We start from the raw sequence: 13,461 nt of genomic DNA on the forward strand, positions 1-13,461 counted from the left end.
CAGCATTCAGGTGTTCCGGCGGCGCCGGGTCAACGGGCCTCAGCGCCGCCGGTCGAAGGCCCGCCGGAGGGTGGCCAGGTGTTCCGACGGGCTGAGCGCCGTGTCAGCCATGGTGGCCGGCGTGCCGACCGCACCGATTTCCGCGCGGGGAATCACCAGCATCGGGCAGCTCTTCGTCAGCCCGGGGCCCTCGATCATGACGTGCTCCAGCACGATGGCGTCCATGCCGCCACCGTCTGGCCGGAGCAGCAGGCCGGACAGATCCTCGCGGTTGAGATCGGCCTGTTCCCCGGTCACGATCAATCCCTGCACGATCAATACCAGTTTGGGCATGCTCCAGCGTAGGCTGCGGCGCGTTGAGTCGATGCTGAAAACACCACGTTCCCATGGGCCCAGCCGGGCCACCCATCGGGGGAACCAGCCTGGCCGGGTCATCGCCGCCGTCAGGGACTCAGCTCATGCCTGGGTGGCCTCCGCTCCCCGGCCCTCAGGAGACGCGTACCGAGCGGCGTCCCTGGGATGGAGGGCCACGCCGCTGGCGTGCCCTCCAGGCGTCCGGTGATCCGGTCAGTGCAGGCGCGCTTCCAGCCGTTCCCGCAGGGGTTCGAGGTCGGCGCGCGGCCTGGGACGCCGGACGGTCACGCGCAGATCCTCGGCGACCTCTCCGCCGCTGAGCAGGAGGACGCGGTCGGCGAGTTTGAGGGCCTCATCGAGGTCGTGCGTGACGAGCAGCGTCGTGGCGCCGGTCTCGTCAAGCAGGGTGTCCAGCAGCTCGTGCATGCTGGCGCGGGTCAGGGCGTCGAGGGCCCCGAAGGGCTCGTCGAGCAGCAGGAGCGAGGGCCGGTGGGCGAGCGCGCGGGCCAGGGCCACCCGCTGGCGCTGTCCGCCGCTCAGGTGGTGCGGGTAGGCCTGGGCACGGTCGCCCAGCCCCACGTCCCTCAGGGCCGCGTGACCGATGGCGCGTTCCTGCCGCGGAAGTCCGAGAATGACGTTGTCCAGCGCTCCCAGCCAGGGCAGCAGGCGGTCTTCCTGGAACATGACGCGGACGCGGGCATTCTCGTTCACCTGGCGCAGGTGCAGGCTGCCGCCGCTGCTGGGCGTGAGTCCCGCCAGGGCGCGCAGCAGGGTGGTCTTGCCGCCGCCGCTGGCACCGACCACGGCGACGCGTTCCCCCGCCGCGATGTCCAGGGTGAGGTCGCGCAGCACGGTCTGCTCGCCGTACTTCACGCTGAGGTCGCGCAGGTGAATGCTGGCGCCGTTGACGTGCAGGGCGCTGGCTGGCCGCGGGTGTGGCGTCTGGACGGCCGTCATGCGCTCACCTGCCATGGCAGCAGGCGCCGTTCCAGGGCGCGCACCAGGACGTCGGCGACCTTGCCGATCAGGGCGTAGATCAGGATGGCCAGCACGATCACGTCGGTGCGGAAGAACTCGCGGGCGTCCATCGCCAGGAAGCCGATGCCGCTGCTGGCCCCGAAGGACTCGCTGACGACCAGGGCCAGCCAGGAGATGCCCAGGGCGTAGCGCAGACCGACCAGCACGCCCGGCAGCGCCCCCGGCAGGGTTACCCGGCGGAAGGTCTCGAGAGGCCTCAGCCCGTAGACGCGCGCCATTTCCGTCAGGCGCGGGTCGATGCTGCGAACGCCGTGCAGGGTGTTGAGGTATACGGGGAAGAAGGTAGCCAGCGCGATCAGGAAGATCTTGCCGGACTCGCCGATACCGAACCACAGGATGACCAGGGGAATCAGGGCGAGGTTGGGGATGGTGCGGAGCATCTGGAAACTGGTGTCCAGCAGCAGGTTCGCGGTGCGTGACGTGCCGTTCAGGATGCCGAAGGCGAAGCCCAGGCCGCCGCCGAGCAGCACCCCCAGGCCGGCCCGCTGGAGACTGATCAGGAAGTGATGCCACAGCTCGCCGCTGCGGGCCAGGTCCCAGAACGCGCCGACCACGGCGCTGGGGGCTGGCAGCACGCGGACGTTGAGCCAGCCGGCCGCCGAGGCGAGCTGCCACACGGCCACGACCAGCGCCGGCACCAGCCACCGCACCCACTCCCCGGCCGGCCGCACCCCGGTGCGGCGTGGCAACGGCACCCGTGCGCCGTGCTGGCGGCCGGTGATCGCGCCGGTCACGGGATCCTGCGTGATGTCCAGCTGCGTCACTTGCTCTCCACCGTGGCCAGCGGCGCCGTGAAGCTGGGCAGCGTGACGTACTGTTGCGGGCCGAAGTTCACGGCCCTGGGCAGCACGCCGTCCTCCGTGAAGGCGTCCGCGAGGCGTTGCAGGGGCCGGGTGTCGCCCGCGCGGAAGGGCCGGATATTGAAGGGCAGCGCCTTGGGCACCGTGACCTCCAGCACGCTCCTGGGGACGCCGAGGTCATCCGCGAACTGCGCGATCACGGTGGCCTGGTTCTTGTTCGCCCACTCGGCCGTGCGGCTCAGTTCGGCCAGCAGCACCTGGAGTGCCCGTTTCTTCTCCGGGTTGCGGAGCACCGCGCTGGGCACCAGGTGGTAGCCGTCGCCCCGGCCCAGCCCGGTGTGGTCGCGCAGGACACGGGCGCCGCCCCCCTGGACGGCGGTCGTCAGGTATGGATCCCAGATGGCCCACGCGTCGATGCTGCCGCTTTCCAGGGCCGGACGGGCATCCGGGGGGAGCAGCGGCACCACGGTGATGTCCCCAAAACCCAGGCCGGCGCTGTTCAGGACGTTGTAGAGGAAGAAGTGGGCGCTGGAACCGCGGGCCACGCCAACTTTCTTCCCTTTCAGGTCGGCCACGGCCTTGATGCCGCTGTCCTTGGGAACGATGACGGCCTCGGTGCTGTCGGAGCGGTTCTCGTTCACGGCGACGAATTTGAGGTCAGCGCCCCCGGCCAGGGCGAACACGCCGGGAGCGTTGCCGACACTGCCGAAGTCCACCGCGCCGGCATTCGCGGCTTCCAGCAGGGGGGGGCCGGCGGTGAACAGGGCCCATTTGAAGTCGATGCCCTGCGCGGCGTACTTGTCGAGGGTGCCGCGCGCCTTGAGGATGGCGGGCAGGCCGCCTTTCTGGTAGCCGATGGTGAAGGTCAGGGCGTGGGCACTGCCCGCGAGGGCGAGGGTCAGGGTGGAGACGATCAGCGGGTTCTTCATGGCGGACTCCAGGAGCTGTGGGTGAGGACGGCGCCGTGTAGAACGGCACCTCAGGACATGGGGGAGGCTGGGCGGCCTCTTCCCCCGCGGGGCAGTGGCGGGTTAGATGCTCTGGAAGCGGCCGACGGTGACGGGGGCGCGTTCGGCGTTCAGGGTGGGCGTGGAGGTGTGTGTCACGGGCTGACCGTCGCGGGGCGTGAAGACGGGACTGGTGCGGCCCAGCGCCGGGAACAGCAGTTCTGCCACCCGGTACGCTTCCTCCAGGTGCGGATACCCGCTGAGGACGAAGGTGTCCACCCCGATGTCCTGGTACTCGCGCAGGGCGGCGGCCACGTTCTCCGGGTTGCCCACGAAGGCGGTGCCTGCTCCGCCGCGCAGCAGCCCCACGCCCGCCCACAGGTTCTTGCCGATGCGCAACGATTCGCGTGTGCCGCCGTTCAGGGCGCTCTGGCGGCGCTGGCCTTCGGACGCGCTCGACAGGAAGGCCTGGTGCGCCTGGGCGATCTGGGCGTCGCTCACATCGGCGATCAGGTCGTCGGCGGCCGCCCACGCTTCCTCTTCGGTGGGCCGGACAATGACGTGGGCGCGCAGGCCGAAGCGCACCTGGCGGCCGTGCCGGCGCGCGTCCGCGCGGATGCGCTCGAACTTCTCGGCCACCTGCTCGGGACGCTCACCCCAGCTGAGATAGACGTCCACGTGCTCGGCCGCGACGGCCAGCGCCGGATCACTGCTGCCCCCGAAGTAGATGGGCGGATAGGGGCGCTGAACGCTGGGCAACAGGGAGCGGCTCTCGCTAAGGTGCAGGTGGGTGCCGTCATGCTGGACCGTCTCTCCGCGCAGCAGTGCCCGGAAGACGCCCAGCCACTCGTTCGTCAGTTCGTAGCGCTCGGCGGAGGTGAGGTTCACGCCTTCGAGTTCGTTCGGGCTGCTGCCGGACACGATGTTCAGGTTCACGCGGCCACCGGAAATACGGTCCAGGGACGCGGTCAGGCGGGCCGCGAGCACCGGTGAGATCAGGCTGGGGCGGAGCGCCACCAGGAAGCGCAGCTGCCGCGTCACGCTCGACAGGGCGCTGGCGACGACGATGGTGTCCTCGTTGGTGCCGCCGGTCGGCAGGAGGACGCCGTCGAAGCCGAGGACGTCCGCAGCCTGCGCAACCTGGGTCAGGTAACTGAAGTGGGCGGGGCGGGTGGGCTGGCCGAGACGACGGCCGTCGCCGCCCGAGGGAATGAACCAGTAGACTGACGGGCTGTCGTGCGTGTCGTGCGTCATGTGGAACCTCGTGGGGTGCGCGGATCGCTGGCGGCTGTGGTCAGGCGACGCGGCGTGGCAGGTTCGGGGTGAAGGTCTGCTGTGGAAGGGCGTCACGGACGACCTGGGCACGGCCACGGAGGTACAGGTCCGCCATGGCGGCCCGGCCGAAGATCCGTTCGAAGATCAGGACGTTCCATTCGAGCGTGCCGTGTGGGGACGTGACGAGCAGGGTATCGAGGGTGCCGGGCTTCCAGCGGACGTGGAGGGTCTCGGTCATGGCCGTCTCCGGGGAGGGCAAGGGAGGGCGGATGCCGGAGCAGCGTCAGGGTCTGCGCCTCAGGTGGAGCGACATCGCATCATTGGGTTGTCCTTTCGGGGAGCCGGTGGGCTGGGGCTCGTTCTATCGTTCCCGGCGTGGGCAGGCGTTCAGCACCGTGGATGGATGAATCAGGGCCGGTCGACACCGACAGCGCCGCCCGGAGGTGGGCGTTCGCTGGGGAGTGATCGGGTGCTGGTTCATGCTTCTCCTGGTTGCTGCGGCGTCGTCGGGCCTGTTCCCTCAGCCGCTCTGGATAGTGACCCGTGTGCGGGGTGAGCACACCTTAGAGAAGATTACAAAACTTGTCAACTGATGGAGCCCGGGTGCGCATCAACGGGACTGCCCCGGCGTTCCAGCCGTCATCCTGTCGAACTGAGCTAAGGCACAGCACAATCAGGACGGGGGGACGGCAGGCACCAGAACATCTGCGCGCAGACACACACCACAGGCGGCGCGTCTCCGCCCCTGGCGCTCTGAAGCGCAGGAGACCTTTACGAAGTCCTGCACTGCCTCATGACCCCCTCAGGCAAGGTGACCCTCACCGTGGAGGTGTGATGGCTGTCATCGTCGTCTCAAACAGAGAACCCTACGCACCTGCCCTGCAGGACGGCCACCTCACCTGGACGCCCTCCATCGGGGGCCTCACCAGCGCCCTCGACCCCGTGATGCAGCGTGAGGGGGGCACCTGGATCGCGTGGGGCGAACGGCACCCTGAGGTCGACCACGCCGATCTTCCCCCAGCCTCTCCCCGCTACCGCGTCCAGCGGCTCGATCTCAGCGAGGATGAGGTGCAGCGGTACTACCACGGGTTCTCGAACGGCACCCTGTGGCCGGTCAGCCATTACTTCGTGGAACGCGCGCAGTTCCGGGCGGACGAGTGGGACATGTACCGTGCCGTGAACGCCCGCTTTGCCCAGGCGGCCATCGACGCGTACCGGCCGGGCGATCTCCTGTGGGTGCACGATTATCAGCTCGCCCTCGTTCCGGGCCTGCTGCGCGCCGCGCTGCCCCACGCGCGCATCGGGTTTTTCTGGCACATTCCCTGGCCAGCCCAGGACGTGTTCCGCACGCTTCCGTGGGATCGGGAACTGCTCACCGGCCTGCTCGGCGCCGACCTGATCGGCCTACACACGCCCGCCTACGTCCGGCACTTCCAGGACGCCTGCGAACGCACCCTCGGCTCGGAGACGGGCTCCGGAACGGTCACCCTGGATGGCCGCACCGTACGGGTCGAGGCGCGGCCGATCGGCATCGACGTTACGGCCTTCGAGACGCTCGGCGCCGCGCCCGAGACGGCCGAGCGGGCCGGCAGACTGCGCGACAACCTGCGCACCCTGATCCTGCTCGCCGTGGATCGCCTGGACTACACCAAGGGCATTCCCGAACGCCTGGACGCCTTCGAGTCCTTCCTTGACGCGCATCCTGGCGCGCGCGGGCGGGTCTCCCTGGTGCAGATCGCCGTGCCCAGCCGCGAACGTGTGGACGCCTACCTGCAGTTGCGTCAGCAGGTGGAAGGCCGCGTCGGGCGCATCAACGGCCGCTTCAGCCGGGACGGCTGGACACCCGTCCACTACGTGTTCCGTGGACTCGACCGGGAGGAGCTCGTCGCGCATTACCGCGCCGCAGACGCCATGCTGGTCACGCCGCTGCGTGACGGTCTGAACCTCGTCGCCAAGGAGTTCGCCGCGAGCAGCGCGGACGGCGTGCTGCTGCTGTCCCGCTTCGCAGGGGCCGCTGGCGAGATGCCCGGCGCGATCGAGGTGAACCCCTACGACCGGGACGGGCTGGCCGACCGCCTGCTGGCCGCCCTCCGCATGCCGCTCGAAGAAAAGAAAGCCCGCCTGCAGGGCCTGCGAAGGCACCTGCGAGAGAGCGACCTGCAGGACTGGACGGAACGCTTCCTGCGCGACCTCGCGGGCCCGGACGCCCTGCCGGCGCCCCTCCTGGCCCTCGGCACCCGGCCCCTGCTGATCATGTGCGACTACGACGGCACGCTCGCCCCCATTGCGGCGCGCCCCCGCGACGCCGACCCGCAGGCGGGCGCATACGAGGCCCTGGCCGCGCTCCTGCATCATCCCGCCCACCACCCGGTGGTCGTGACCGGTCGCCGCAGCGTCCAGGTGTACGGCTACCTCCCACTCCCGGATCTGCCGGTGATCGGCCTGCACGGCATGGAATGGCTGGGCCGCACCCCAGACGCCCCCCAGCGGGGCGTGATCGAAGCGCTCGCCCACCATTTCCCCATCGAACCCGGCGTGCGCGTCGAGGACAAACGCTGGACCGTCGCCGTGCACTACCGCAACGTCCCCACGAACCGGCAGGAGGTCGTGCAGCAGCACCTCGAAACCGTGCCCCTGCCACCCGGCTGGGAACGAATCGCCGGGAAGCTCGTCCGCGAATTCCGCCCCCAGGGCTACGGCAAGGGCCGCGCCGTGACCACCCTCATGGCCGCCCACCCGGATCTCCACCCCGTGTTCATCGGCGACGATGACACCGATGAGGAGGCCTTCGCGGTCGTGAACGCGGTGGGTGGCACCTCGGTCAAGGTGGGGGCCGGCACCACCGTCGCCCACCACTTCCTCGACCGTCCAGCGAACGTCACGGCACTCCTCACCGCGTGGAGCCACACCGGGGTCACGCCAGAGAAGGCAGAAGCCCCGCGTGACCCCGCGCTGAGCAACCATTGAACGCTGGTGACCGCATGTACGTGCAAAACCTTCGAGGTTCGGCGGCGGTTGACACGCAGAGCTGCAGCATTCGGTGGATGACCGTACCGAGTTGAGCACCCCTCGGCGTCCAGAGGAGCCCTCAAGAGGGCGGCCGCAGGTCGACCACCGGCACGGCATCCACCGAATGCTGCGACGCCTCGAGGACTGCATGCCCGTGTTGAACCGTTCCCCCGGCAAGGTCTGACGAACGTGCCGGGCCTGCATCGCCCAATACGCAATGGCAGGGGCGGCGCTCCTGACAGGTCGAGAAGGAAGTGGGCAGGCATGGAGCGAACCGCAGGCTCAGAGGCACCACCGTGCCACCGGTCGGCACCCAGAACCGACCGGCGCATGTTGATGTATCCCGTTGATCCAGGATCGTGTCTGTAAGCGCTGCGCGGAATTGGGCCGCAGAAGGCTCAGCCTCCCCCCACCAATGCAGGTGAAGGCAGCATCCCGTCGCGACCCGTCACCGCCCACGAGCACCCATGAACGCTCAACGGCGTGAACGCTGGCGTCACCCAGCTGGCGTAGGGCGCCACGGACGACCGGGACACCAGCAGATTCACGGTTCCATCCAGCACGATCTGCGCCAGCAGCGCCGCCGTTACCAGCGCGGGCCGCTCCCCTGTCACCCGCCACCGTGGATCAACCCACACGACCCGCCCCTGCTCCGCGTGGATGTCAATGCCATTGGTCGCCACCACGCGGCCGTTGACGTACGCTTCCCACCGTGGGCCACGGTCGCGGGTCTGAGGCGCGGGCCACACCCGTGCCTGCGCAGCTTCCGCGGCGCGCACGGTGATCCCCGCTTCGCGGGCGGTGGCCAGCACACCTCTGAGCGTGTCGCCCATCGGCCGGGTGTCGGTTAGGTGGGCATACCACTGGGTGTGCGGCCGCCAGCCGTGACGGACGTAGACCGGCTGCAGGGTGGCGAGTAGCGGCGCCGGCAACCACGCGTGGACAGCCGTGATCCTGTGTCGCTGGATCAGCGCGTGCATCGACTGTTCGAGGCGATCCAGCAGCGGATCGATGTGGTGCGTGGAAGAGGTATCGGTGACCACGACGACGCGGATCTCGCCTGCCGTCACGAAGTCATACCACCCGACCGCAACGACCTGGCCCTGCTGCCGAACGATCCAGATCTCAGGCTGCTCGAAGCCGAGCACGTCGAGCATGACCGAGTGGTGGGGCATCCACGCGTCGTAGCGTGCCGACCCATCCGACACCTGCCGGGTCAGGAGCTCACGGATGGCGTCGCCGTCCCGGGGCTGGGCACGCTCAATAGGGCACGCAGGTTCAGCGATCACAGCGCCCACACCGTCCATCGGCGACGCTGGGGCTGTGTCACGGCGCCGCGAACTCCAACGACAAGAACCATACCAAGAAGTATAGCACCAAGAGTTGCTGTACCACAACAGATAGCGCGCGGGATGCTGCGGGAATGCCCACAACGAAACGAGCGCCGAGTGCCGAGCGCCGGCTGTTCGGCGCTCGGCTGCGTGCCGAACGGCGCCGCCAAAGTCTCACCCTCGAGGACGTCGGTGACCGGGCGGATATCGCATGGAACTACGTGGCCCAGGTCGAGCGCGGTGAGCGCAATATCGGCATCGACAACATGGCCGCGCTGGCCCACGCGCTTGGACTTGACCTGGCCACGCTCCTCCAGACCCCCGAGGAGCATGCTGAACCGCCCAGTGGATGAGGCGAGCTCCGGGCTTCCCGCGGCCATCGAACACACGGTAGGGTCAATCGACCGGATCGGGCGCGGCGGCTCACCCTGGCCGCTGGCGGACGCAACTGGCTGGCCCAGGTGAGCCTGGACGGACAGGACTCGCTGGTCTCTCGGCACTCGCGGGCGGCTCCGCGCCACGCTGTACGCCCTCCAGCGCCCCGGCACAGCAAACCGAGAAGCCGGCGCAGTGCACCCTGAACAGCGCATTCGGGCGGAGTGACCTGCGCCGCGCCCTGGCACTCGGCGACCCGAGGAGTGGCCAGATCGACGACCCCACGCATCCGTCAGCAGGCGTGGACACCGTCGCCCCGGGCATCAACGCCCAAGGCCAGTCCCGTGCCAGTTCTGGTCGCCGGCCGGCCGACACGACGGGCTACCGGCAGCCCCTCGCCGACCTTCACCCGCCAAACGTGCCGAGGGTAGAATCCGGCGGCGCTGTCAGCACGGAAAGCCACCCTCAGTCAAGAACACGACCCTAGTGGCGGCCGGCCACCACCGTGATGTCCGCCACGCTGAATCCGGCGGGCACCCGAACGAGTCGCACGCCATAGGGTTCCAGGGTGAGGGGCTGGGCGAGGGGCTGCCCGTCCAGCGTGTGGAGCGTGCCCGGCACGGTCACCTGCACGGGGTCGGCGCGGTGGGCGTTGAGCAGGTGAAGGATCAGGCCGCCTTGCGTCTCGGAGAGCGTCACGTCGAGGTGGGGGGGCAGCGTGGTGTGGGGCATGCCGGCGTCGGTCAGGGCGCCTCTGAGCACGTCCATGAGTGACTGTTCGGGCAGTTGGGTGGCGATGTAGGTGGCCTGTCCCTGCCCGCTGACATGGCGGGTGATGGCCGGGCCACCCTGCCAGTAGCCGTCCTGGAACGTTGCGAGCACCTCGGCGCCGGTCGGGTGGATTACCTCGGCCCAGGTGGTGGCGGGCACGGGCGTCGCCGCACCGGTGAAGCGGACGTGGGTGAGTTCGTCGGGGTGCAGGGGCACCCACTCCTCGACCCACAGGCCCAGGACGTCCCGCAGGCTGGCGGGGTAGCCGCCCAGGCCGATGTGCTCGTGCCCGTCGACGATGCCGCTGAAAAACCCGGTGACGAGATGCCCGCCGCCCTGCACGTAGGCACGGACGTTCGTGGCGTCCGCATCGGTCAGGAGGTACGAGTTCGGCATGACCAGCAGGTCGTAGGCGCCCAGGTCGCCGCCGGGATGCACGAAGTCCACGTTCTGCCCGAGCTGCCGAAGCGCGGCGTACCACGCCTGCACCAGCGGCATCAGGCTCAGCTGGGCGGGCTTGCTGTCGAGTTCCAGCGCCCAGCGGCTGTGCCAGTCGAACACGATTCCCACGCGGGCCCGCACGCGGGCGTCCAGCAGCGGCGTGAGGGTCCGGAGTTCCTCGCCGAAGGCCACGACCTCCCGCCACACGCGGGTGCGCTGGGGGCCGGGGTGCTGCACCAGGGCGCTGTGGTACTTCTCCGCGCCGGCCTTTGAGGCCCGCCACTGGAAGTACATGATTCCGCTCGCGCCGTGGGCGAGCGCCTGATGGTTGAGCAGCCGCGTCAGGCCGGGCGCCTTGGGAGCGTTGATGGCGCGCCAGTTCACGGCGCTCGTGGCCTGTTCCATCAGGATCCAGCGCTGCCCTCCGCGCAGGCTGCGGGTCAGGTCGAAGATCATGCCGGCCTCCAGGTGCGGATGTGCGGCGGCCGGGTCGGGGTAGGCGTCGACCGAGGCGACGTCCTCGTGCGTCGCCCACTCGAAGTAATCCAGGCCGGGCAGGAAGCCCAGGAAGTTGGTGGTGACGGGGATGTCCGGCGTGACGTCACGCAGGATGCCGGCCTCCAGCTGGTACAGCTCCAGGATGTTGTCGCTGGAGAAGCGCCGCCAGTCGAGCTGCTGGGTGGGGTTGGCGTAGGTGGGCGCGCGACGGGGCGGCTGGATCTGCGCCCACTCGCCGTAATGCTGGCTCCAGAAGGCCGTGCCCCACGCGGCGTTCAGGGCGTCCAGGGTGGTGTACCGCGCGCGCAGCCACGCGCGGAACTTCACGGCGCAGGTGTCGCAGTAGCACTGGTCGATATGACAGCCGTACTCGTTGCCCACATGCCACAGCTGCACGGCCGGGTGCGTGCCGTAGCGGTCGGCCATGGCCCGCACGAGCGTGGCCACGTGCGCCCGGAAGCCCGGGTGGCTGGGGCAGTACAGCTGTCGGCCGCCGACCTCCAGCCGCACGCCGTCCACCGTGACGGGGCGCGAGTCCGGGTACAGCGTGGACAGCCACGGCGGTGGCGACGCGGTGGCAGTGGCCAGGTTCACGCCGATACCACCGGCATGCAGCAGCTCCATGACCTCATCGAGCCACGCGAAGTCGAACTCGCCGGGCGCCCGTTCCAGCAGCGCCCACGAGAAGATGCCGAGGGACACCAGGTTGACGCCCGCTTCCCGCATCAGGGCCACGTCCTCGCGCCACACCTCCGGCGGCCACTGTTCGGGGTTGTAGTCGGCGCCGTAGATCACGTGCGGCACGGCTGGGACGCGGGGCATCAGTCCTTCACCGCCCCACCGGCGATGCCGGCCACGAAATGGCGTTGCAGTGCCAGGAACAGCGCCAGGAACGGCACGGTGGCAATCGCTGTGCCGACCATCAGGCCGCCCCACGACACGCGCGTCAGGCCCACCAGGGTGCCGAGCGCGACGGGCATGGTGTAGCTGTCCTTTTGCGTCAGCACGATCAGCGGCCACAGGTAGTCGTTCCAGGACGCCAGGAACAGCAGGATCGCCAGGGCCGCCAGGGCGGGACGCACGACCGGCAGCGCAATCTGCCAGAAGAGACGCAGTTCGCTCGCCCCGTCGATGCGCGCGGCGTGCAGCAGGTCGGTGGGCACGGTCTGGAAGGCCTGGCGCATGTAGAAGATGCCGATGGTGTTCGCCAGCGAGGGCAGGATCACCGCCTGGAAGGTGTTGCTCATCTTCAGGTCGCGGGCGACCAGGATGAACTGCGGAATGATCGTCACGAAGGCCGGGATGGTCAGGGTGGCGACGATCACGCCGAACAGGACGTTCTTGCCCCGGAAGTCGTATTTGGCGAAGGCGAAGCCGCCCAGGCTGGTCAGCAGCATGCTCAGCACCGTGTAGACGCTGGCGATCACCACCGAGTTGAGCAGGGTGCGCAGGAAGTTCGTGTCGGCCTGCAGGCCGCGGAAATTCTCAGCGAAGTTCGCCCCGAACCACAGGGGGGGCGTGGGACTGAAGATCGCGGTGTCCGGGTGGGTGGCGAAGACCAGCATCATCCACAGCGGCGCGAGGAACAGCAGCGCCAGCGGCACCAGGATGACGTGCAGCAGCGTGCCGTTGAGACGGTCGCGGGCCTGCTGGCCGCGTGGATCGCGGGGGGCGGCGGTCACTGTTCCCGCCCGAAGAGGCGCAGCTGGATGACGCTGAAGATCGCCGCGATGGCCGCCACGGTGTACGCGATGGCGCTGGCGTACCCGAAGTTGAACGACCGGAAGCCCTGCTGGTACAGGTACGTGCCGAGCGTCATGGTGGCGTTGCCCGGGCCGCTGTTGGTGATCAGGGCGGGCTCGGTGAAGAGCTGCAGCGTGCCGATCACGCTCAGCACCAGGCAGAACAGCAGGCTGGGCCGCAGGAGCGGCAGCGTGATCCGCCAGAACTGCTGCCATGGGCTCGCGCCGTCGAGCGACGCGGCCTCGTAGACGTCTCCTGGAATGCCCTGCAGTCCGGCCAGCAGGATGATGGCGTTGTAGCCGGTCCAGCGCCACGTCATGGCGATGATCAGGACACTCATGGCGGGGCCGGCCTGGTTGAGCCAGTCCACGGGCGCGAGGCCAAGGCCGTGCAGCGCGCGGTTCACCATGCCGTAATCGGTGTTGAAGAGCAGGCGGAACACGGCCGAATAGGCCACGGTGCCGACCACCAGCGGCGCGAAGAACGCGAAGCGGAACAGGCCGGCGGCGCGCAGCAGGCGGCTGTTCAGTGCGACCGCCAGCGCCGTGGCGATGCTCAGCATCACGGGCACCTGGATGATCATGATCAGCAGGGTGTTCTTCAGGGCGGTGCCGAAGAACTCGTCGTGGATCAGCCGCGACCAGTTGCTCAGGCCGTAGGGCGCGGTGGCGCCCAGGCGGGAGTCCTTGAAAGACATCAGGAAGGAACTGACGATCGGCCACGCCCAGAAACTCAGGAAGATCAGCAGGTACGGCAGCAGGAACAGGTACGGCGCGAGCGGCGAGCGGGGCCGGGCGCGCGCAGACCTCTGCGGGGACAGAGTGGTGGTCATGGGGGAGCTCCTGTGGCAGGAACGGCAAGGGACGCGGCTGTCCAGCT

12 protein-coding genes and 1 riboswitch are annotated in these 13,461 nt (G+C 69.1%); of the genes, 2 read left to right on the plus strand and 10 right to left on the minus strand.

Translation table 11 applies throughout. The annotated features are described in order from the left end of the window. Positions 1–39 precede the first annotated feature (39 nt). From E7T09_RS08105 to E7T09_RS08130, 6 genes are all read right to left on the minus strand, one after another. Positions 40–333 (minus strand): hypothetical protein, encoded by a 294-nt coding sequence (locus E7T09_RS08105; protein ID WP_136388680.1) that lies wholly within the window; start codon positions 331–333, stop codon positions 40–42. Between the two features lie 234 nt (positions 334–567). Further along, positions 568–1,311: an ABC transporter ATP-binding protein gene (locus E7T09_RS08110; protein WP_136388681.1), complete on the minus strand. Its 744-nt coding sequence runs from the start codon at positions 1,309–1,311 to the stop codon at positions 568–570. Beyond that, on the minus strand, positions 1,308–2,156 hold the full coding sequence (locus E7T09_RS08115; RefSeq protein WP_136388682.1) for an ABC transporter permease subunit: 849 nt from the start codon (positions 2,154–2,156) through the stop codon (positions 1,308–1,310). The genes E7T09_RS08110 and E7T09_RS08115 overlap by 4 nt, the downstream gene beginning before the upstream one ends. Next, positions 2,153–3,121, minus strand: a complete 969-nt coding sequence (locus tag E7T09_RS08120; protein WP_136388683.1) for an aliphatic sulfonate ABC transporter substrate-binding protein — start codon at positions 3,119–3,121, stop codon at positions 2,153–2,155. The genes E7T09_RS08115 and E7T09_RS08120 overlap by 4 nt, the downstream gene beginning before the upstream one ends. A 102-nt stretch (positions 3,122–3,223) precedes the next feature. Continuing rightward, positions 3,224–4,393 carry an LLM class flavin-dependent oxidoreductase gene (locus E7T09_RS08125; protein WP_136388684.1) on the minus strand — a complete coding sequence of 390 codons (1,170 nt, stop codon included), beginning with the start codon at positions 4,391–4,393 and terminating at the stop codon, positions 3,224–3,226. Between the two features lie 40 nt (positions 4,394–4,433). Beyond that, entirely contained in the window at positions 4,434–4,652 is a 219-nt protein-coding gene (locus tag E7T09_RS08130) for a hypothetical protein (RefSeq protein WP_136388685.1), read from the minus strand. A gap of 120 nt (positions 4,653–4,772) precedes the next feature. Next, positions 4,773–4,954: riboswitch (SAM riboswitch) on the minus strand. Positions 4,955–5,248: 294 nt separating this feature from the next. Here E7T09_RS08130 and E7T09_RS08135 point away from each other — a divergent pair. Continuing rightward, positions 5,249–7,381 (plus strand): bifunctional alpha,alpha-trehalose-phosphate synthase (UDP-forming)/trehalose-phosphatase, encoded by a 2,133-nt coding sequence (locus E7T09_RS08135; RefSeq protein ID WP_136388686.1) that lies wholly within the window; start codon positions 5,249–5,251, stop codon positions 7,379–7,381. Between the two features lie 440 nt (positions 7,382–7,821). On the opposite strand, the gene E7T09_RS08140 is transcribed toward E7T09_RS08135, so the two are convergent. Continuing rightward, a complete protein-coding gene (locus E7T09_RS08140) occupies positions 7,822–8,580 on the minus strand; it encodes a hypothetical protein (protein ID WP_136388687.1) in 759 nt (252 codons plus the stop codon). Between the two features lie 266 nt (positions 8,581–8,846). Between E7T09_RS08140 and E7T09_RS08145 the strand changes: the two genes are divergently transcribed. Further along, a complete protein-coding gene (locus tag E7T09_RS08145) occupies positions 8,847–9,107 on the plus strand; it encodes a helix-turn-helix domain-containing protein (RefSeq protein WP_136388688.1) in 261 nt (86 codons plus the stop codon). 505 nt (positions 9,108–9,612) lie between these two features. Here the strand turns inward: E7T09_RS08145 and E7T09_RS08150 are convergent. Genes E7T09_RS08150 through E7T09_RS08160 form a run of 3 tightly spaced genes read right to left on the minus strand, consistent with a single transcriptional unit; the run spans position 9,613 to position 13,414 of the window. Continuing rightward, positions 9,613–11,661: a beta-galactosidase gene (locus tag E7T09_RS08150; protein WP_136388689.1), complete on the minus strand. Its 2,049-nt coding sequence runs from the start codon at positions 11,659–11,661 to the stop codon at positions 9,613–9,615. Beyond that, positions 11,661–12,521: a carbohydrate ABC transporter permease gene (locus E7T09_RS08155; protein WP_240741686.1), complete on the minus strand. Its 861-nt coding sequence runs from the start codon at positions 12,519–12,521 to the stop codon at positions 11,661–11,663. Before E7T09_RS08155 ends, E7T09_RS08150 begins: the two co-directional genes overlap by 1 nt. Beyond that, positions 12,518–13,414 carry a carbohydrate ABC transporter permease gene (locus E7T09_RS08160; RefSeq protein ID WP_136388690.1) on the minus strand — a complete coding sequence of 299 codons (897 nt, stop codon included), beginning with the start codon at positions 13,412–13,414 and terminating at the stop codon, positions 12,518–12,520. Before E7T09_RS08160 ends, E7T09_RS08155 begins: the two co-directional genes overlap by 4 nt. Between the last annotated feature and the right edge of the window lie 47 nt (positions 13,415–13,461).

The sequence above is a fragment of the Deinococcus sp. KSM4-11 genome (genome assembly GCF_004801415.1).
GTDB lineage: Bacteria > Deinococcota > Deinococci > Deinococcales > Deinococcaceae > Deinococcus.